The 19,332-nt window shown below is 67.3% G+C and carries 16 protein-coding genes and 1 pseudogene; 2 read left to right on the top strand and 15 right to left on the bottom strand.

The window, feature by feature from the left end; all coding sequences use genetic code 11:
* Positions 1-13: 13 nt before the first annotated feature.
* The 15 genes and pseudogenes from QO058_RS02305 to QO058_RS02235 form a co-directional block, all read right to left on the bottom strand.
* Positions 14-496: a (2Fe-2S)-binding protein gene (locus QO058_RS02305; RefSeq protein ID WP_284170130.1), complete on the bottom strand. Its 483-nt coding sequence runs from the start codon at positions 494-496 to the stop codon at positions 14-16.
* A gap of 11 nt (positions 497-507) precedes the next feature.
* Positions 508-1,329 (bottom strand): FAD binding domain-containing protein, encoded by an 822-nt coding sequence (locus tag QO058_RS02300; protein ID WP_284170129.1) that lies wholly within the window; start codon positions 1,327-1,329, stop codon positions 508-510.
* A gap of 1 nt (position 1,330) precedes the next feature.
* Positions 1,331-1,783: an SRPBCC family protein gene (locus QO058_RS02295; RefSeq protein WP_284170128.1), complete on the bottom strand. Its 453-nt coding sequence runs from the start codon at positions 1,781-1,783 to the stop codon at positions 1,331-1,333.
* A gap of 2 nt (positions 1,784-1,785) precedes the next feature.
* Positions 1,786-2,223: an SRPBCC family protein gene (locus tag QO058_RS02290; protein WP_284170127.1), complete on the bottom strand. Its 438-nt coding sequence runs from the start codon at positions 2,221-2,223 to the stop codon at positions 1,786-1,788.
* 11 nt (positions 2,224-2,234) lie between these two features.
* Positions 2,235-4,990 (bottom strand): annotated as a pseudogene (locus QO058_RS02285) (flotillin family protein).
* 175 nt (positions 4,991-5,165) lie between these two features.
* Positions 5,166-6,047: a phosphoenolpyruvate hydrolase family protein gene (locus tag QO058_RS02280; RefSeq protein WP_284170126.1), complete on the bottom strand. Its 882-nt coding sequence runs from the start codon at positions 6,045-6,047 to the stop codon at positions 5,166-5,168.
* A complete protein-coding gene (locus QO058_RS02275; protein WP_284170125.1) occupies positions 6,044-8,287 on the bottom strand; it encodes an ABC transporter permease in 2,244 nt (747 codons plus the stop codon). The genes QO058_RS02280 and QO058_RS02275 overlap by 4 nt, the downstream gene beginning before the upstream one ends.
* Positions 8,280-9,068: an ABC transporter ATP-binding protein gene (locus tag QO058_RS02270; RefSeq protein WP_284170124.1), complete on the bottom strand. Its 789-nt coding sequence runs from the start codon at positions 9,066-9,068 to the stop codon at positions 8,280-8,282. Before QO058_RS02270 ends, QO058_RS02275 begins: the two co-directional genes overlap by 8 nt.
* Positions 9,065-10,153, bottom strand: a complete 1,089-nt coding sequence (locus tag QO058_RS02265) for a branched-chain amino acid ABC transporter permease (protein ID WP_284170123.1) — start codon at positions 10,151-10,153, stop codon at positions 9,065-9,067. The genes QO058_RS02270 and QO058_RS02265 overlap by 4 nt, the downstream gene beginning before the upstream one ends.
* A gap of 2 nt (positions 10,154-10,155) precedes the next feature.
* Complete coding sequence (locus QO058_RS02260; RefSeq protein ID WP_284170122.1) at positions 10,156-11,169, bottom strand: branched-chain amino acid ABC transporter permease; 1,014 nt, start codon at positions 11,167-11,169, stop codon at positions 10,156-10,158.
* Positions 11,162-12,016, bottom strand: a complete 855-nt coding sequence (locus QO058_RS02255) for an AraC family transcriptional regulator (protein WP_284170121.1) — start codon at positions 12,014-12,016, stop codon at positions 11,162-11,164. The genes QO058_RS02260 and QO058_RS02255 overlap by 8 nt, the downstream gene beginning before the upstream one ends.
* 170 nt (positions 12,017-12,186) lie before the next feature.
* Positions 12,187-13,437 (bottom strand): ABC transporter substrate-binding protein, encoded by a 1,251-nt coding sequence (locus QO058_RS02250; protein ID WP_284170120.1) that lies wholly within the window; start codon positions 13,435-13,437, stop codon positions 12,187-12,189.
* Positions 13,438-13,672: 235 nt separating this feature from the next.
* A complete protein-coding gene (locus tag QO058_RS02245; RefSeq protein ID WP_284170119.1) occupies positions 13,673-14,845 on the bottom strand; it encodes an MFS transporter in 1,173 nt (390 codons plus the stop codon).
* 284 nt (positions 14,846-15,129) lie between these two features.
* Positions 15,130-15,807 carry a TenA family protein gene (locus QO058_RS02240; protein WP_284170118.1) on the bottom strand — a complete coding sequence of 226 codons (678 nt, stop codon included), beginning with the start codon at positions 15,805-15,807 and terminating at the stop codon, positions 15,130-15,132.
* A 90-nt stretch (positions 15,808-15,897) separates the two neighbouring features.
* Positions 15,898-16,818, bottom strand: coding sequence for a MerR family transcriptional regulator (locus QO058_RS02235; RefSeq protein ID WP_284170117.1), 921 nt, complete (start codon positions 16,816-16,818; stop codon positions 15,898-15,900).
* 306 nt (positions 16,819-17,124) lie between these two features.
* Between QO058_RS02235 and QO058_RS02230 the strand changes: the two genes are divergently transcribed.
* Positions 17,125-18,216 (top strand): GGDEF domain-containing protein, encoded by a 1,092-nt coding sequence (locus QO058_RS02230; protein ID WP_284170116.1) that lies wholly within the window; start codon positions 17,125-17,127, stop codon positions 18,214-18,216.
* Positions 18,217-18,274: 58 nt separating this feature from the next.
* On the top strand, positions 18,275-19,243 hold the full coding sequence (locus QO058_RS02225; RefSeq protein WP_284170115.1) for a Gfo/Idh/MocA family protein: 969 nt from the start codon (positions 18,275-18,277) through the stop codon (positions 19,241-19,243).
* The last annotated feature ends 89 nt before the right edge of the window (positions 19,244-19,332 follow it).

Genomic DNA, 19,332 nt, shown 5'->3' with positions numbered 1-19,332 from the left:
GCGGGTTCCTTCTTCAGGCCCGGCGCGCGCCGGGCGCGTCCGCTGCGGCGAGAATGGCGGCGATGATCGGCTCGTAACCGGTGCAGCGACAGATGTTGCCGCTGATCGCCTCGACGACCTCGTCCCGGCTTGGATGCGGGTTCTTTGCCAGCAGCGCCCGCGCGGCGGTCAGCATGCCCGGCGTGCAGAAGCCGCATTGCGCGGCGAAATGGTCCATGAAGGCGGCCTGCAGCGGATGCAGCTCGGGGCCATCAGCCATCCCGGAGGTGGTCTCGATCTGGCGGCCCTCGCAGGAGGCCGCGAGCGTCAGGCAGGCGAGTTGCGGCTCGCCGTCGACCAGCACGGTGCAGACGCCGCAGGTGCCCTGGCCGCAGCCATATTTCGGGCCGAAGTCGCCGAGCCCGCGGCGGAGCGTATCGAGCAGATTGCTCGCCGGGTCGACGAAGGTGGCGCGATCGCTGCCATTGAGGCGGAACTGGACCGGGAGCTTGGCCATGGCGCGCCTCCTCAGCGGGGTTCGCCGGCCAGGAGCCGGCCGAGATGGACGGGGAGGATCTCGCGCCGGTACCACTCGCTCGCGATTGCGTCGGTCGCCGGCCGGCAGCCTTCGAGCGCCGCCTGCTTTGCCGCCTGGATCGCCGCCTGGTCGAGCGGCTTGCCGTCGAGGGCGCGCTCGACGCCGCGGGCGCGGATCGGGGTCGGCGCCATCGCGCCATAGGCGACGCGCGCCTGCGTGACGCGGCCACCCGAGAGCGGCAAATAGGCCGCGATCGAGAGCACCGAGATGCCCTTCGGCTTGACCCGGCTGATCTTGCGGAAGTGGAGCTCGGGCGGGTTCTGCGGCCTGGCGAACTGAACGGCGGTGACCAGGCCCTGGCCGCCGCGTTCGCGCGCGCTCAGGAAATCCTCCAGCGATACCGCCCGGCCCGAGCCATAGCCGGATTGCAGCACGACCTGCGCATCGAGCGCCAGCAGCGCCACGGTGAAGTCGCCATAGGGCGCAGCGGCGAAAAGATTGCCGCCGATCGTCGCCATCGTCCGGACCGCCGGCCCGCCGATGCCGCGTGCAGGCGCATGCAGACAGGCGAGCTCGCGGTTGGCCAGCACCATCGCCATGGTCACGCCGGCACCGAGCTCGACGCGGGCGCCGCCGGCGCTGATCTGGCGGAAGGCCGGATCAGTGACGCGCACGAGCGTGCCCTCGGTCAGCCGGCCCTCGTTGACCTCACGCATCACCAGGGTGCCGCCGCCGATCAGCAGCGCCTGGCGATCGCCGGAGACGATGCCGGCGGCTTCCGACAGGCTCGCGCAGGTTCTCAGATCGAGCATGTCAGACCTCCTCGCCGACGATCGCGGGCAGGCGGCGGACCGCCTCGATGCCGTTGGTGTAGACCTCGTCGCCGACGAGTCTGGCGAGTTCCGCCTCCCGCCCGGGTGGCGTGGTGAAGCGGCTTTCCCAGTGCCAGAAGCTGCGATTGCCGTCGGTCACCGGCAGCAGCCGGACATGGGCGACGTAGTTGAACAGCGGGATCGGCGTATCGAGCAGGCAGTAGCTGAAGGTCATCTCGAGATCGGAGAGCGTAAGCAGCTGCTCGCGCAATTCGCTGCCGTCGCGCAGGACGAAGCGCCTGACGCAGCCGACCCGGTCGGCCGGGTAGGCGCGTTCGATCTCGCTCCGCACCACGATGGGGTGCCATTTGTCGTGTCCGTTGAAGTCGCGCAGGACCGACCAGAGCCGGTCCGCCGGCGTATCGATGATCGTGCTGCGGACAACATGGGGCATGGCTATCCCCCAAAGGCGCGCTTGAGGGCGTCGAAACCGCCCTGGAAGACATTGGTGCCTATGCCGGCGACGAGCTCGGCCTCGCGCTCCGGCGCGCAGTCGAAATCGGCCGACCACTCGATGAAGGTCCGCTCCTGGTCGGTGATCGGCGTCAGCCTGAGCGTCGCGACGTAGTTCGTCAGCGGCATCGGCGAGTCGAGGATCGCATAGGTGCAGAACATATCGTAGTCGGAGAGGCCGAGCAGCTGCTCTCGCAGCCGGTCGCCGCTGCGCAGCGAGAAGGCGCGGATGCAGCCGACCTTGTCGGCCGGCTCGCCGTTCTCGATCCGGCTTTCGGCGATGCGGGGGTGCCAGTTCGGCAGGCCGTTGAAGTCGCGCACCCGGGCCCAGACCTTGACGGCGGGAGCGGCGATGACGCTGGAAACGTAGACGCGGGCCATCGGTCAGCGCCTCACGATTTCTTGCGGGGGCCGGAGCGACCGCCACCTTCGGGGGCAGGTTCACCGCCACTGTCCTTCGGCTTGGCCGGCTGCGCTTCCTTGGCGACGCGCTGCATGTCCGAGGCCTCGCGCATGAGCCCGCCCATCTTGGCGAGATTGCCGCCCTCGATGCCGATCTCCTTCAGCACCTGGTCGATCATCGGCGCCTGGACCCGGTAGCGCAGCGCCGACTCCATGACCTCGTCGGTGGGCGAGCGTGCGGCGCCACCGGCGCCGCTGGCCGCACCGGCGAGCCCATCGACATGAAGGATGCGGATGCCTTCGATCTTCTCCATCGGCTTGACGCTCTCGCGGACGATGCCCTCGATCTTGTCGAGCAGGCGCCGCCGGAACAGCCCGTAGCGGGCGCCGTCGCTGAGCACGTTCTCGGCCTCGTAGAGCAGCTTCTGCGCCTCGGCATCGACGGCGCGGCGCACCTTCTCGGCCTCGGACGCAATGCGGGATTCTTCGGCGGCCTTCTCGGCGAGCAGGATCTCGACGGTCTTGCGCCGCTGCGCGCTCTCCTCTCGCGGACGGTCTTGACCTTTTCCTCGGCCTCGACCGCCTTGGCGCGGGCAATCTCGGCACTGACCTGCGCCGCCGATTCCTCCAGCGACTTGGCGTAGAGCGCGATCGCCTTGTCCATGGCGGCCGCCTCGACCTCGCGTTCGCGCCCGATCTCGAGCTTGCGCAGCTCGCGCTGGCGACCGATACGGGCCTCGTCGAGGCCGCGATCGGAGGAGATACGCGCCCGCTCGACTTCCTCGTTCGAGACGATCTGCGCCTCCTGCAGCGCCTGATTGCGCGCGATTTCCAATTGCTCAAGCGCGCGGCGACGCTCGATCCGCACCGCTTCCAGCGCCTGCTCGCGGGCGATGTCGACGGTCTCGACATGCTGGCGCGCGGTGATCTCGGCCTGGCGCAGTGTCTTGTCGGCGTCGGCGCGTTCGACCTTCTTGGCGGCGAGCACGATAGCGCGCTCTTCCTCGGCGACCTCGACCGCCTTCTTCTGGGCGATCTGCAGCATCTCGCGGGTCTTGCTCGAATTGATCCGCTCTTCGTCGAGACCGAGCTCGGTTGCGATCCGCTGGCGCTCGACCGCGTCGCGGCGCTTCAGCTCGGCGGTGTCGAGCTCGGCATTGCGCTTGATCTCGAGCCCCTTAGTCGCGAGTTCGGCGGCGATGCGACCGGCCGCGACGGCTTTCTCCTGGCCGATGCGGGCGGCTTCGGTCGCTTCGCGGGCCGAGATTTCGGCGGTGTCGATCGCTTCGGTACGCCCGATCTCGAGCAGGCTCTTGCGCTGGTCTAGGGCGATCCGGTCGGCCGTGATCGCGTCCTCCTGGGCAATCCTTGCCTTCTCGACCGCTTCACGCGCGCTGATCTCAGCCTCGTCCAGCGCTCTGTTGCGGGCGATCTGGAGGGCGCGCACGCGCTCTTCCTGGCCGATGCGGGAGGTTTCGACCGCCTCGCGCGCCGCGATGTCTTCCTGGTCGAGCGTGCGGGTGCGCTCGATCTCGCGATTGCGGATCTCCTGCTCGCGGGTGATGCGCTCGGCACTCACCGCGGTTTCCTGCAGGATGCGCGCCTTCTCGGTCGACTCGCGCGCTTCGATCTCGGCTGCTTCCAGCACCCTGGTGCGCTCGATCTCCTGCTGCCTGATCTCGCGTTCGGAGGCGATGCGGACGGCATTGATCGTCTGCTCGTTGGCGATGCGCGCCTTCTCGACATGCTCGCGCGCGGCGATCTCCGCCTCCTCGACGGCCTGCGTCCGGGCGATCTCCTGCTGGCGGATGTCGCGCTCCGAAGCGATGCGTGCTTCGCTGATCCCGCGCTCATTGGCGATGCGTGATTTCTCGATCTCTTCGCGCGAGGTGATCTGGGCCTGCTCCGCCTCGGTGTCGCGGATGGCGCGCTCGCGGGCGACCTCGGTGCGCTGCATGGCGCGCTTGATCTCGATTTCGCGCTGCTGCTCGAGACGCGCCGTCTCGCTCTCGCGTTCGATGTCGAGCGCCTGGCGTTCGGCTTCGAGGTTGCGGGTGCGGATGCGGATCATCGAGTCCTGCTCGATGTCGTTGCGAAGCTTCCGCTTGTCCTCGATCTCCTCGATGATCCGCGTCAGACCGGCGGCGTCGAAGCGGTTGGACGGGTTGAAGTATTGCAGGTCGGTCTGGTCGAGATCGGTGAGCGCAACCGATTCCAGCAGGAGGCCGTTCTGGTCGAGCGCCTCGGCGGCGGCATCCTTGACGCGCTGGACATAGGCGCCGCGCTGCTCGTGCATCTCCTCCATCGTCATCTCGGAGGCGACCGTCCTGAGAGCGGAGATGAACTTGCCGGACAGGAGGGCATGGAGCTGGTCCGGCTGCAGGGTGCGCCGGCCGAGCGTGGCGGCTGCGATGGAGACCGACTGCCGCTCCGGCTTCACTCGGACATAGAATTCGGCGTCGATGTCGACGCGCATCCGGTCGCGGGTGATGAGCGCATCGTTGCTCGCCCGCGTCACCGCGAGCTGCAGCACGTTCATGTTGACCGGCGTGACGTCGTGGATGATCGGCAGCACGAAGGCGCCGCCATTGATCACCACCTTTTCGCCGAACAGGCCGGTGCGGACGAAGGAGACCTCCTTCGAGGACCGGCGGTAGAGCCAGTTCACCAGATAGACGACGATGGCGATGATGATCACCGCCACGATCAGCCAGAGGATCAGCGATCCGATCAGTTGCCCCGTCATGGTGATGTTCTCCCCGCCAGCGCCGCGTTCGCGCCTTCCCCTTCAGCCCTCATCCTGAGGAGCGCCGCAGGCGCGTCTCGAAGGATGCTCCAGATGGTTCCGGAGTCTCCTGGATCATCCTTCGAGACGCCGCTTCGCGGCTCCTCAGGATGAGGGCTGAGGGTGAGCCGAATGCTCATGGTTTCGTGCCTTTGTCGGGCTTGCGTGCCGGCTTGCTGGCTTTGGCTGCGCGGCCGATCTGCTTGAAGGCACGGGTCTGGTCGCGGATCGCGACCTCGACCGGCAGGCGCTCCATCGAGGACGCGCCGTAGAAGCCGTGGCAGTTGACCGTGTTCTTCATGATGAAGTCGGCGTCGGCCGGCTCGGCGACAGGCCCGCCATGGACGAGGATGATCGCATCCTTCTTCACGGCGAGCGCAGCCTTCGCCCAGCGCTCGACCAGCGCCGGGCAGTCCTTGAGCTTGAGCGCCGTTTCGGCGCCGATCGAGCCGCCGGTGGTGAGACCGAGATGGCAGACGATGATGTCGGCGCCGGCTTTTGCCATCGCGCGGGCGTCGTCCTCGCAGAAGACGTAAGGTGTGGTCAGCAGGCCCTTGGCGTTGGCAAGGGCGATCATCTCGACCTCCAACCCAAAGCCCATGCCGGTCTCTTCGAGATTGGCGCGGAAGGTGCCGTCGATCAGGCCAACGGTCGGGAAGTTCTGCACGCCGGCAAAGCCGATGCGCTTCACCTCGTCGAGAAAGACATCCATGCGCCGGAACGGATCGGTGCCGCAGACGCCGGCGATCACCGGCGTTGTCTTCACGACCGGCAGCACTTCGGCCGCCATCTCCATGACGATGGCGTTGGCGTCGCCATAGGGCATCAGCCCGGAGAGCGAGCCGCGGCCGGCCATGCGGTAGCGGCCGGAATTGTAGATCACGATCAGGTCGATCCCGCCGGCCTCTTCGCATTTGGCGGACAGGCCCGTGCCGGCGCCGCCGCCGACAATCGGCTCGCCCCTGGCGATCATCGCCCGGAAGCGTTTCAGCAGGGCCTTCTTGTCGAAGCTCGTCATGACCTGCCTCCGCCGGCCCGCTCGCGCCGCCTCCCGGCGTGCAGGGTGCGGAACTGCTGCACCAATGCCGAGGCGAAGGCGGGGTCGTTGATGTGGAGCGGCAGGCGGATGAGCTGCCGGTTCGAACTGGTGCGCACCGTCTGCTCCAGCGCCTGGAACAACGCCGCATCGGCGGACGGGTCGTGGAAAGGCTGGCCGGGTGCATCCAGGGCGGAGACGCCGAGCTCGGGGATCAGGAAGCGGACCGGCCCTTCCATCTGGTTCAGCCGCTCGCCGATCCAGCGGCCCATACGCGTGTTCTCCTCCGACGTGGTCCGCATCAGGGTGATCTGCGGGTTGTGCGGATAGAGGAGGCGGCCGCGATAGCGCTCGGGCACGCTCTCGGGCGCGGCGAAGTTCACCATGTCGAGCGCGCCGACCGAGCCGACATAGGGGATGCGGGTGCGGATGATCGCGCCGAAACGGTCCTCCGTCGCCGGCAGGATGCCGCCCATCAGCATGTCGCAGATCTCAGTGGTCGAGACGTCGATCACCGCGCTGACGAGCTCGGAATCGACCAGCTTCTCCAGCGAGCGGCCACCGGTGCCGGTGGCGTGGAAGACGAGCGGTTCCCATTCCGCGGCGAGGAGCCTGGAGACTTGCTGGACGCAAGGCGTGGTCACGCCGAACATGGTGAGCCCGACCAGCGGCTTCTCGGGCTCCCGGCGGCGCGGCCCTTCGGGCTTGAGCTCGGCGAGGCGGGCCTTGGCCATGGCGGCGATGGCGTGCGCACCATTGCCGAGCACGAGGCGCGAGACACGGTTGATGCCCTGCACATCGGTGACGGCGTGCAGCATCGCGATGTCGGTGGCGCCGACATAGGCGCGGACATCGCCCGACGCCATGGTCGAGATCATCAACTTGGGCAGGCCGACCGGCAGCGCCTGCATCGCCGGCGTTACCATCGCGGTGGCGCCCGAGCCGCCGGCCGAGATGATGCCGAGCAGGCCCTGCTGGCGCGGCAGCCAGGCTTTGAACGCCTCGGTCATCGCCGCGACCGCCGTGCCGCGATCGCCTGAGGAGATGCCGGCCGAGCCTTTCGGATGGGCGAGGGCGACCTCTTGCGGGGTGACGTCACCCCCGGCACTGCGGCCGGATGTCGACAGATCGACGAGACGGGTGCGCAACCCCTCGGCCCGGATCAGGTCGCGGATGAAACGCAGCTCCTCGCCCTTGGTGTCGAGCGTGCCGGCGACGACCACATAGGGCTCGCTGTTCGCCGCAGCCGCGAGCGGCCGGACCCCGCCGATCGGCTGGCCATCGCGGGTCGCCAGCGTCGGGCGCGAGATGGTGCGGGCCTGAGCCTCGATACGGGCGGCCGGCACGGCTTGTGACCAGCGGTTCGGGATAACCGGGTTCGAGACATAGACGCGGATCGGTCCGGTCGGGGCGGGGGAGGCGGCCTCTGCGGCCGTGCCGGGACGCGCGGTGTCCAAGGCCGCATCGGTATCGTCATGGCCGTGGCGGCCGACGCCGAGCAGGCGCTGCTGCAGCTCGCGGTCGCCGGCGAGCGTCGCCGAGGCGATGATGCGGTTGATCCGGCCGTTGACCATGATCGCGACGGGGTCGGACATCTGCGTGGCGACGCCGATGTTCTGCTCGATCACCAGGATCGCGACATCGCCCTGGTCGGCGAGCCGGACCAGCATCTCCTCGACATGGGCGACGATGACCGGCGCCAACCCCTCGGTCGGCTCGTCCATGACCAGCAAGCGGGGATTGAGCAGCAGCGCCCGGCTGATCGCCAGCATCTGCTGCTCGCCGCCGGAGAGCTGGCCGCCGCCATTGCTGCGGCGCTCGGCCAGGCGCGGGAAGACCTCGTAGATGCGCTCCGGCGTCCAGGCGCCGCGCTTGCCGCGCTGCATCAGCCGCAAATGCTCGTCGACCGTCAGCGAGCGCCAGAGCCGGCGGCCTTGCGGCACATAGCCGATGCCGAGTCGCGCCACCTCGGCCGGCGAGCGGCCGGCGATCTCCTCGCCGAAGAAGCGGATCGAGCCCGATGCGATCGGGACCAGCCCCATGATCGCCTTGCACATGGTCGTCTTGCCCATGCCATTGCGACCGACGACGGAGAGGACGCCGTGCTGCAGCGTGAGGTCGACACCCTGGACGGCGTGCGAGCGGCCGTAGAAGACATTCAAGCCCGCGATCTGCAGGATCGGAACGCCGGCGGCGGGTGGGGCTTTCAGGCGCTCAGCCATGACCGCCCCCGAGATAGAGTTCCTGCACTTCGGGATCGGACTCGATCTCGTCGGGCCGTCCTTCCTTGAAGATGCGGCCGTTGTGCATCATCGTCACGCTCTCGACGACGCGTAGCGCCACGTCCATGTCGTGCTCGATGATGATGTAGCCGATATGGGCCGGCAGCGAGGTCAGGATCCGGACGAGATCCTGCCGCTCGGTCGGCGACAGGCCCGCCGCCGGCTCGTCGAACAGGATGAAGCGCGGTGCGCCCGAGAGGGCGAGGGCGATCTCGAGCTGGCGCTGCTGGCCATAGGCAAGCTCTCCGACCAGCCTGTCCTTGACGGCCGTGAGATGGACGGCATCGACCAGGCTCTCGGCAGCATGCTGGAGCGTGTCGTCACGGCGCGGCCGCCGCAGCGAGAAACGGTTCCGCGAGACGCCGCGGCAGGCGAGGTAGACATTGTCGACCACCGTCAGCCCGGCGAAGAGCGACGAGATCTGGTAGGTGCGCCTGAGCCCGCGGCGGATGCGCTCATGCGGCGGGAATGTCGTAACATCCTCGCCGAAGAAGCGGATGACGCCGGAGCTCGGCGTGAAATCGCCGGTGACGCAGTTGAACAGCGTGGTCTTGCCGGCCCCGTTCGAGCCGAGCACGGCGCGCCGCTCGCCGGGCCGGACCGACAGCGTGACGTCGGACAGGGCCGCGAGCGCACCGAACAGGCGCGAGACGCCGCGCAGTTCGAGCGCATTGCCCGAGCTGGCAGTGCTCAGCCGCTCCAGGCTCGGCACGGCGCTCATGGCGAGCCTCCGCCGACGCGCATCTGTGCTGCCTGCGTCTCGCGGCCGCGACGATAGCGCTCGCGCAGGCGCTGCCAGATGCCGATCAGCCCGTCCGGCGAGAACAGCACGATGACGAGGAAGCCGAGGCCGATGAGCAGCTGATAGCGCTTGCCCTCGAACCCGACCGCTTCGAGCAGGTCGAGCGCGAAGGTCCGCAGCAGCACATAGACGAGCGCGCCGATGAACGGGCCGATCGGGCGGCTCAATCCACCGACCACGGCGATGATCAGCATGTCGACCACCGGCCCGACACCGCCCGTCCCGGGCGAGACCTGGCGCTGATACCAGACCAGCAGCACACCGGCGAACGCGGCGATCACCGAGGCAAAGGCATAGGCGGCGATGCGATGGGCGACGACGTCGAAGCCGAGCGCCGCCATGCGCCTGGGATTGTCGCGCGTGCCCTGCAAGGCAAGGCCGAAGGGCGCCCGCGAGACATAGACGACGACCGCATAAGCGAGGGCGGCGCAGCCGAGCGCAAGGTAATAGAACGGCACGGTGCTGCCCCAGTCGACCCCGAGGAAGACCGGAGGAAGAACCCCGTTGAAGCCGCTGAAACCATTGAAGATCGTGTAGTTCTGCAGCGTCAGGTAGTAGAATGCCGAGCCGATCGCGAGCGTGATCATGATCGTGTAGATGCCCTCGGTCCTGACCGAGAGTGCGCCGCCCAGCGTGCCGAACAAAGTGGCGAGCAGGATCGCGACCGGCACCGCCGTCCACCACGGCCATTTCAGGCTGATCTGGGTGATGGCGCTGTCGCCGAAGATGGCGACGAGATAGGCGGCGAAGGCCGCGACCGTCATCTGGATCAGGCTGACGATGCCGCCATAGCCGGCAAGGAACATCAGGCTGAGCGCGATCATGCCGAGGATCATCGCGTAGGCGAGGATCTGGACGAGCCAGAACGGGTTCGCGATCAGCGGCATCATCAGCAGCAGGGCTGCGACAATCCAGAAGGCCGTGCCCTGCCGGGCGATCACCTCGCTGAGCCCTTCGCGCTGGCGCGGAGTCGCAATTGCGAGGCGGGGTTCTGCGAGCGCCATCTTTAGCGCCTCACCGCTGCCAGGCCTTGCGGCCGGATCGCCAGCACCACGACCATGATGACGAAGGTCAGCATCACCGCATAGGTCGGCATGTAGACCGAGCCGAACTGCTCGGCGAGGCCGACGATGAGCGCACCCATCGCCGCGCCTGGGATCGAGCCCATGCCGCCGACGATGACGACGACGAGCGAGGACAGCAGAATCTTGGTATCCTCGCCGGGCTGGAGCGACTGGAAGGTGCCGCCGACGACGCCGGCGAGACCGGCGAGCCCGGCCCCGAAGGCGAAGACCATGATGAAGACGAGCTGCACGCGCACGCCGGTGGCGGAGAGCATGTCGCGGTCGTCGACGCCGGCGCGCACCAGCATGCCGATGCGGGTGCGGTTGAGCACGAGCCACATCGCGACGCCAAGGATGATCGCGCCGATCAGGATCGCGATGCGGACCAGCGGGTACATCATCATCACCGCCTCGCCATTGCTGCGCAGCGCGACGACGAAAGGCAGCTGGATCGGTCCGGAGAGCCAGTCCGGCGTCGTCACCTGGAAGGTGTCGCCGCCATAGCTCCAGAGCAGAAGGTCGGCGACGATGATCGAGAGGCCGATCGTGACCAGCGTCTGGCGCAGGTCCTGGCCTTCCATCCAGCGGAAGAGCAGCACCTGCATCAGCATGCCGGCCAAAGCGACGATGACGAAGGCGCCGATGAGCGCGGCGAACCAGGAGCCGGTCAGGTTGCCGATGCTGTAGCCGACATAGCCGCCGAACAGATAAAGCGAGCCATGCGCCAGATTGACGTTGCGCATCAGGCCGAAGATCAGCGTGAAGCCGCTGGCGACGAGGAAATAGAGCCCGCCGAGCGTGATGCCGTTGAAGAGCGCGCTCAGGAAGACGCGCTTCCTGCCGAAGGTCAGCTCCATCCACGGCGTCCAGACCGCGAAGACCAGGAAGGCGAGGAGGGCGATCGCGATCAGGATGACCAGCGACCAGATCGGGCGGCGGCCGATGAAATCAGACATGGCTCGCCTGCGATTGCGGCAGGCCCACCGTCCGCAGCACCCGCCGGTAGTCGCGTGGCGCCATGCCCATATGGGCGGTGAAGAAGCGCGTGAACACGCTCTGGCCGGAGAAGCCGAGGCTGTGGCTGATGCTGGTCACCGGATCGTTCGAGAGAACGATCCGGTCGAGCGCCGCATCGAGCCGGACCGTATTGGCGAAGATCGTCGGGGTGACGCCGACCTGCTCGCGGAAGAGCTTGAAGAAATGGGCGCGCGACAGCCCGGCCTCGCGCGCCACGCGGACAAGTGCGCCCTCATGGGAGGGATACTGTTCCAACAGCCGGCGGGCGCGCAGCACGCGCCGGTCGAGTGCGGACTCCGACGTGAGATGCAGCAGCGAGGAGGCGAGATGGGACTCGATCGGTTCGCTCGACGCCAGCGCCAGCGCCATGAGCACCGGGGCGAGGTTGAGCTCGCTATGCCGGGACAGCAGCATGTCGATGGCCTGATCGCGCCAGGCCTCGAGCTCGCGGGTCACGACCAGTTCGGAGGACGGAAAAACCAGCGAGCCGGGCGCCGACATGGTCTGCTTGGCCAGCCATTCCGGCTTGAGATAGACGACGAGGAATAGGCCGAACGAGCCGGGTTGTTCCGGCTGGAAATTGTGCGGTTCCCAGGGGTTGACGGCAACGCCCATGAAAGGGTCGACGCGCACGGTCTGGTCGTTGACCGTAACCAGGCCCTGTGAGCCCTCGAGGAAGAAGATCAGATGCGCTTCGCGATGCGCATGCACCACCATCGGGCGATCGAGATCGTAGATCGATACCCGTCCGAACGGACCGTGGCAGACCGCGACTGCGCGACTCATGGCTCCTCGCGTAGCAATGCCCGGTGGCGCAAGGCGGCCTCATCAGGTGAGCCTTCGCCCGACGGCGCAGGCGGATCGCGCGCGACGTCGTTGACCGGAGCGGGACGGTAGGCGGGAAGGGGCGCGTTTCCTGTTGCGTCCCTTCCCGGAGAGTCAGTCAGTGGAAGCGATCAGGGCTTGCATTCCGGATTGGTCCGGGACGGAAGCCCGACGGCCTTGAACGCCTCGGCGGAGAGGCCGAGCGTCTGCGAGACGTTCGGCACCGTCTTGACGAACTTGTTGGTGAGGTCGCCATTGGCCGCCTCGACGACTTCGGTGATGAATGTCGTGGCGATCGCCTGCCGGTTGTCGTCGAGCTTGATCGGGCCGTTCGGGGCATCAAGCTCGACCTTGGCGAGTTCGGCCCGAAGCTTGGTCCCGCCATCGGAGAGGTCGGCGTTGACCTTCTCAAGGCCTGTCGCCATGCCGTTGAAGGCATTGTAATAATTGGTCGCGAACAGGGACGGGCTGGCAAAGCGCTTATCCGCCGGGAATGCGTCTTGGTAGGCCTTGACCCAGGCCTTCCATTTCGGATCGTCCCAGGCATCGGCGACGCCGCCCGAGGAGGGCGTGCCGACGAGCAGGCGCTTGGCGTTACCGCGCGACGACAGCACGGTCTGGTCGACCATGATCGAGCCGCCGACGAACTTCGCCTTGCCGCCGGTCTGACCGTACTGGTTGAGGAAGTTGACGGAGTCGCCGCCGCCGAGCGCGAGGAAGACGGCGTCGACGTCATCGGGGATATTGGCGATCACCGAGCCAAAATCCTTGGTGCCGAGCGGCACCCACTGACGCTGCACGATCTGGCCGCCGGCCTTGCAGTAGCCGAGCGCGAAGCCGAAGACCTGCGTATAGGGGAAGGAGTAGTCCTCGCCGATGACCGCAAGCTTCTTGTAGCCCTTGTCCTTGAATACGTAGTCGCCGAGACCTGCCATCCACATGGCGCCGTTGCTGTTGAAGCGGAAATAGTTCGGCGATGGATTGACGTAGGTGGTCTCGAGCGCTCCCGACGATGCGTCGACGACAGTGACGTTAGGAACCGTCTTCGAGTAGTCGCGCATCGCGATGCCCTCGGAGCCCGAAAGTGGGCCGAGGATGAGCTGGACCTTGTCCTGCTCGACGAGCTTGCGCGCGGCCCGAAGCGCAGAGTCCGGGCTGGCGTCGGTCGCTGCGATGATGAACTCGACCTCGCGGCCGGCGATCTTGCCGCCACGCTGCTTCAGGGCGACCTGAGCACCGCGTACACCGTCCTCGCCACCCGACGTCAGCGCGCCCGAAAGCGTCGCCAGCATGCCGATCTTGAGCTTTTCCTGAGCCTGGCCGGTCCCACCGGCCGCAATCAAAGCGCCGACCGCAACGGCGGCCATAAGTGCCTTCCGCATTGCATTCACCTCCCTGCGTGGCCGACCGCGCCGAAGGTTTCCAACGGCGGAGCCGATGGCGGATTTTTGTTCCGCTCTAAATCTAGGCTAGCACAGGCCGGTCTACTGCCAAGGTCGTAGATATTGCCGAGGGTCTGCTTTTCGCTGGCGAAAGGCTCCCGCTCGGGAAGCTACCGAACCTTAGCCGTCGGAATCGCGTGGACTATCCCGGGGCGTACCGGGCGCGATGCGCCTCTCATCGATGCGATCGGGAGACGAACCGCCCGATGACGAGAGCGAACGCCCCGAAGGCGATTAGCTGACCAGCGACAAGAACGAAGGGCCAGGTGAAGCTTCCGGTCTTGCTGGCAATCATGGCGAACACCAACGGTCCGCAGATCGAGCCGATGAAGCCGAACATGCTGGCGCTCGACGTCACATCGCCAATGATCGCAAGCGGCGAAACCCTCGCGAGCTCGGCCATGTGAACCCCGTTCCAGCCCATCGATGTCGCCCCGACCAGCGCCATGCAGCCATAGACCAGCCAGGGGCTTGCCGTTGCCGACCACACCAGCAGCAGGATTGCGCTGCCCGCGGCCAGCGCCAGGACCGACAGGAGCAGAAGGCCCGATCCCAACCGGTCCGCCAGCCATCCGAAGACGATGCGTGCGACCGTGCTCGTCGCAAGCAGCACCGACATATAGAGCCCGGCCTGGGCCAGGCTCGCGCCATGCTGGACGACCATGTAGGTCGCGGTGAAGGCCGTGATGCAGGCTTGCGTGATCGAGAACGAAATCCCGATCGCGGTGAGCATCGGCAACCCCGGATGGGCGTTGATGATGCGGGCTGCTCTCGTCAGCGACGATGGCGACAGGAACAGGCGTGGCCAGCCCCGGTTTCGGGGGCCCCGTTCCGTATCGAGCCGCGGCTGAAAGGCCTGGACCAGCACGGTGCAGGCAAGCACGACGGCGATGATGGTCGAAACCGCGCCGATGAAGCCGAACGCCAGGACCAAAGGCGCGACTGTAATGCCGGCGATCGCCCCTCCGAGCGGCACGCCCGCCTGCTTGATCGAGAAGATCAGCGTGCGATGTCCGGCCGGCGCGGTGCGCATCAGGACCTGGCTACCGGCGGGTGTGTTAGGCGCCAGCCCCAGACCCACGAGCAGCGCTCCGGCGAGCCCGAGCGAAATGGCCGGCTGCGACAGGAGCGCCAGGCCCGCGACGACGAAGATCAGGCCGAGTTGCAACGTGCGGATGGGGCCGTGGTGATCGAGCATCGGGCCGCCACAGGCCAGAAACCAGCAGATCCCGACCGAGACGACGGCCGAAACATAGCCGATGTTTTCAGGCGCCAGGCCCCAACGCAGCGTCAGGATCGGCCCAAGCAGCGGGATCGCGGCAGCGGCGAACGAACTCACGACTTGCACAAGGAGAGTCGCGCTCAGGGCGCTCCCCCATAACGGCAGCTTCAAACCAGGTCCCCCAGCCTCGTCGACGTGTCTATGCCCTTTGGCATCCGAACAGACGGAGCCAAGGGATCGCGGCGTTGGACTGGTCTTCCGGCAATGCAGGACAGCCGTCGAGGCCGGCGATGGGCTGACGGGCCTGCATCGGGCGCATGGGGCAGTTGGTCTTATTGCCCTTTGATCTCGTTCGAGTTTGGCTGCAAGGCGGGCTGGAACGTGGGCGGCCGCCGTATAGACCTTCGCCGCTACCTCGCAGCCAGGGCGACCGCCTCCAGTCCCATCTGCCAGAAATCGGCCTCCAGTCTTGAGGCCAGGCCGAACAATGCCGCGAGCTCGCTGAAGCGCGCTTCGGTCATGGCCCGCGCGGCGAGGGCATCGAGATGTCGGCGGGCGTCGCGGGCGACCTGCTGGTAAGGCGCGCCGGCATATTCGCCGATCCAGTCGCGATAGGGATGGGTCGCTAGCGCCGGTCCCAGCCCGGCGGCGAGGCGGGCACCGATCTCGGCATAGCCGACGACGCAGGGCGCGAGCGCTACGTGAAGGTCGAGCAGGTCGCCAGCCTGCCCGCAATCGAGCACGAAGCGGGTATAGGCGACCGTCGCCTGATGTTCGGGCGCAGCTTCCAGCTGTTCCGGCGAGAGGCCCCAGCGGCCGCAGAGCCGGACGTGCAGGTCCATCTCGAGGTCGAGGATGGCGGAGAGGCCGGCCTTGGCGGCACGCATGTCGGCGAGATTGCGGCTCTTATAGGTCGCCAGCGCATAGGCGCGGGCGAACTGGATGAGGAAGAGATAGTCCTGGACGAGATAGGTCCGGAACGCGGCCTCGGGGAGCGAGCCGTCGCCCATCTGCCGCACGAAATCATGCTCGACATAGGACGCCCAAGCGGGTGCGGCAGCGGTTTTCAACCTGTCGAAGATGTCCACGGCCTTCCTCTCGCGACTCAGCTCGGCGGCTGCAGTCTTAGCGCAGCGAAGGCCGAGCGGAAGCCGGGTCGGGTGCGCGGCGATCTGCTGTCACAGCACGAGCGCTTTCATCGCCTCGTTGATCCACCACCATTCACGGCCGGGCGCGTCCTCGCCCCGCAGGGTCGCGAGCAGCTGCTGATAGCGCAGCGAGCGGTCATGGTGCCGGCGGTGCTGATCGAGATGCCAAGCGCGGAAACTCTCGTCAGGTTCGCGCTTCATCGCTGTGGCCGAGGCATCGAGCCAGTCCTGGGCGATGGCACGGCCCGCTTGCGAGTCAGGAGCTTCTCCGGCCGCCATCGCCTCGCCAACTTGAGCGAAGATGCGTTCGGCGGCGGCATGATAGGCGGCGGGGTCGAACTCAGGCGTCCACATCGCGGCGGCATCGGCCTTGGCGCTGGCGATCACCGCTTCGTCGCTCAGCATCGCTCTGAGCTCGGCGAAGGCGTCGATCTGCTCCGGCGTCGGATCATCGGGCAGCTCGGGCGCGCCGGCCTCGATCGCCTTCTGCCGCCAATCCGGGTTCATCCTGTCGCCGGTGACCTCGTCGTAGAAGCGCTCGGTCAAAGCGCGCATGTCGGCATTGGACAGATTGGTCATGGTCCATAATCTCCTGATGTCGTCAGTGGTGGGTTCGGGATTGCGCAAGGCGGCCCGCAGGGTCGCGGCGATACGGCGCTTGCCGGCGATCTCGGCCTCGAGCGCCGAGAGGCGCAGCGCCAACAGCTCGGCGAGTGAGCCCTTTCGGGCGAGGATGCCCTGGATCGCGGCGAGGCTCGTGCCCATCGCACGCAGCGCCTGGATCAGGTCGAGGCGCGCCGCGTCGGCGTCGGAGTAGACGCGGTAGTTCGCCATGGTGCGGGTCGCCGGCGGCAGCAGCCCCTTGTCGGAATAGAAGCGGATGCGGCGCACGGGCACGCCGCAGAGGCGGGCGAGCTCGCCGATGGTGTAGCGCTGGTCGGTCGTGGTCATGGAACCGTCCTAGCGTCTCCACCTGATGGAGGGTCAAGCGCCCCTACGGCCGTGGGCTGATTCAAATGCACTGGATTCCAAACAGGGATGCGAAACCCTGTGCGGCGAAAGCTGTGTGTCGCGGGTGATGCGTCAAAGCGAAATTAGTGTGTCGCAGCCATCTTCCTGCGCGTGCACGCCCTACGCCACGATCCGATCTCCAGGCACGCCGAACCGGCGAGCGAAGCGCCGAGCAGCGCGGCGCCAGCGCGTCGTTTCGACGGCCTCTGTTTCGAGCCGACGCTGGAACGTGAGTATCGGCAGCACATGCGCGCCGGCCAGCGCAGCAGCACGCTGGTCTGCCTGATCACGGCGCTCGGCATCTGGCTGACCTTCATCGGGCTCGACCTGACGCGGCTGGACGATCTCGCCACGATAGCAAGCGGAGACGGTTCGGTCGTGATCGGCATCGCGCTCCGGCTCGGTACGCTCGCCGTGATCCTGCGGCTGGTCTGGATCGTGCGCCGCAACCGGCAAGCGCGCTCCTTTCACCATCTCACCATGCTGGCGCTGGCGCTGATCGGCGTAACCTGCGCCTTCATCGCCAACATGTACAAGCTGCGCGGCCTGCCGCAGGCGGACATCGCCCAGCTCGTGATCATCGCCGCGGTGTTCTTGCCCGTCGGGCTGACCTTCCTGCAGAGCCTCGGCGTTGCCTTGCTGATCGCCATGTTCACCGCCGCGCTCGGCTTCGTCATGCTCGAGCCGTTGCAACTGGCCGAACATGGCCGGCTGTCGATCCTGCTGTTCTTCGCTGTCTTCGTCAGCGCGGTCGGCGCCTGGTTGCGAGAACGGGCAGAGCGCGACCAGTTCCTGCTGCGCCGCATGCTGCACAGCCGGGCGATGTCGGATGCGCTGACCGGAATCGCCAACCGGCGCGGCTTCGAGGAGCATGTCGCCATGGCGCTCCTGCAGGCGCGGCGCGACCGCGTGCCGGTTGTCTTCGCGGTGCTCGATGTCGACCATTTCAAGCGCTACAATGACCGTTACGGACATCAGGCCGGCGACATCGCGCTGGCGCTGATCGCCCGCGCCGTCGACGGCACGCTGCGCCGGCCGATGGATATGGTCGGGCGGCTGGGCGGCGAGGAATTCGGCCTGTTCCTCTACGACACCACGCCGGAGAAGGCGCAGGAGCGGCTGGAGCAGGTGGCGCAGGCGATCGCCGAGCTCAGGATCGAGCACGCGGCCTCGCCGACGGCGCAATACATCACCGTCAGCATGGGGGCCGTCGGCTTCGACGGGAAGGAGACGGCCGTCGATCTCTATCGGCGTGCCGATGCGGCGCTCTACGCCGGCAAGGCCTCGGGCCGGAACCGGGTCGAGTTAGGCGAGAGCGGCGAGCGTCTGGCGGGCTAGCCGCGTCCGCCGGTGAGCTGCTATGCGGCACTCCGTCCTTCGCGATGAGAGAACTTCCATGTCCGAACCCGTTTCCATCGGCCTGATCGGCGCCGGCATCATGGGTGAGCGCATGCTGCGCGCGATCCTGGCGCAATCGCCCGAGCTCGTGCGCGCCACCGGGATCTGGGACCCATCAGGGCAGGCCATGGCCCGCATCGCGCAGGAGCTGCCGCAGGTCGCGCGATTGGCCGACGCCGCCGCGGTGATCGCGGCGAGCGACTGCGTCTATATAGCCTCGCCGCCGGCTTCGCATCTCGGCCATGCGCGCGCCTCGCTCGCGGCCGGCAGAACAATCTTCTGCGAGAAGCCGCTCGCGATCGACGTCGCCGATTCCCGCGCTTTCGTCGCCGAGGCGGGAGCGCGCGGCGCAGTCAATTTCCCCTTCGCCTCGTCGCCTGCGATTGCGCAATTGCAGGATTGGATCGAGGCCGGGGTTGTCGACAAAAATCGTCGGATTTCGATCGAGGTCGCCTTCGCGACCTGGCCGCGCTCCTGGCAGGCCGATGCGGCCGGCTGGCTCGACCGGCGCGAGCAGGGCGGTTTCACCCGCGAGGTCGTCTCGCACTTCCTCTTCCTGAGCCGCCGGCTCGGCGGGGCGCTGCATGGCCTGCAGGCGAGCGCCTCCTTCCCGGAGGCGGGCAAGTCGGAGCGCCGGATCGAGGCGCGCCTGATGGCCGGCGATATCCCGGTGACGCTCACCGGCAACGTCGGCACAACCCAGAAGGACGATCACAACATCTGGATGCTGGAAGGCGCGGGCGGAGCGGTCCGGCTGTGTGACTGGTCGCTGGCCGAGCAGCGCCAGCCGGACGGGGCCTGGCAGCGCGCTCCCGATGCGTTGACACAGCTTGAGGCACGGCCGGTCGCGCTGAAGCGGCAGCTTGAAGGCGTGGCGAAGCTTGCGCGCGGAGAGGCGCATCAGCTGGCGACGCTGGAAGAGGCGCTCAACGTGCAGGAGATCGTCGAGGCGATCCTGGCGAGCTGACGTCTCCTGATTGGCGCGGCTCCTTGTCGTTCAACCAACCCGTCTGAACGCAAGGCGCGCTGCCTTCATTGAGGCGACATGGCAGGAGG

This window comes from Bosea vestrisii, from assembly GCF_030144325.1.
Lineage (GTDB): Bacteria > Pseudomonadota > Alphaproteobacteria > Rhizobiales > Beijerinckiaceae > Allobosea > Allobosea vestrisii_A.
This window is presented reverse-complemented; position numbering and strand designations above follow the sequence as displayed.

Coding starts and splice junctions, on each gene's coding strand:
- QO058_RS02250 (WP_284170120.1), bottom strand. CDS start 13,437: ATGCGGAAGGCACTTATGGCCGCCGTTGCGGTCGGCGCTTTGATTGCG.
- QO058_RS02225 (WP_284170115.1), top strand. CDS start 18,275: ATGTCCGAACCCGTTTCCATCGGCCTGATCGGCGCCGGCATCATGGGT.
- QO058_RS02305 (WP_284170130.1), bottom strand. CDS start 496: ATGGCCAAGCTCCCGGTCCAGTTCCGCCTCAATGGCAGCGATCGCGCC.
- QO058_RS02230 (WP_284170116.1), top strand. CDS start 17,125: ATGCGCGCCGGCCAGCGCAGCAGCACGCTGGTCTGCCTGATCACGGCG.
- QO058_RS02290 (WP_284170127.1), bottom strand. CDS start 2,223: ATGGCCCGCGTCTACGTTTCCAGCGTCATCGCCGCTCCCGCCGTCAAG.
- QO058_RS02260 (WP_284170122.1), bottom strand. CDS start 11,169: ATGTCTGATTTCATCGGCCGCCGCCCGATCTGGTCGCTGGTCATCCTG.
- QO058_RS02235 (WP_284170117.1), bottom strand. CDS start 16,818: ATGACCACGACCGACCAGCGCTACACCATCGGCGAGCTCGCCCGCCTC.
- QO058_RS02270 (WP_284170124.1), bottom strand. CDS start 9,068: ATGAGCGCCGTGCCGAGCCTGGAGCGGCTGAGCACTGCCAGCTCGGGC.
- QO058_RS02300 (WP_284170129.1), bottom strand. CDS start 1,329: ATGCTCGATCTGAGAACCTGCGCGAGCCTGTCGGAAGCCGCCGGCATC.
- QO058_RS02295 (WP_284170128.1), bottom strand. CDS start 1,783: ATGCCCCATGTTGTCCGCAGCACGATCATCGATACGCCGGCGGACCGG.
- QO058_RS02280 (WP_284170126.1), bottom strand. CDS start 6,047: ATGACGAGCTTCGACAAGAAGGCCCTGCTGAAACGCTTCCGGGCGATG.
- QO058_RS02255 (WP_284170121.1), bottom strand. CDS start 12,016: ATGAGTCGCGCAGTCGCGGTCTGCCACGGTCCGTTCGGACGGGTATCG.
- QO058_RS02265 (WP_284170123.1), bottom strand. CDS start 10,153: ATGGCGCTCGCAGAACCCCGCCTCGCAATTGCGACTCCGCGCCAGCGC.
- QO058_RS02275 (WP_284170125.1), bottom strand. CDS start 8,287: ATGGCTGAGCGCCTGAAAGCCCCACCCGCCGCCGGCGTTCCGATCCTG.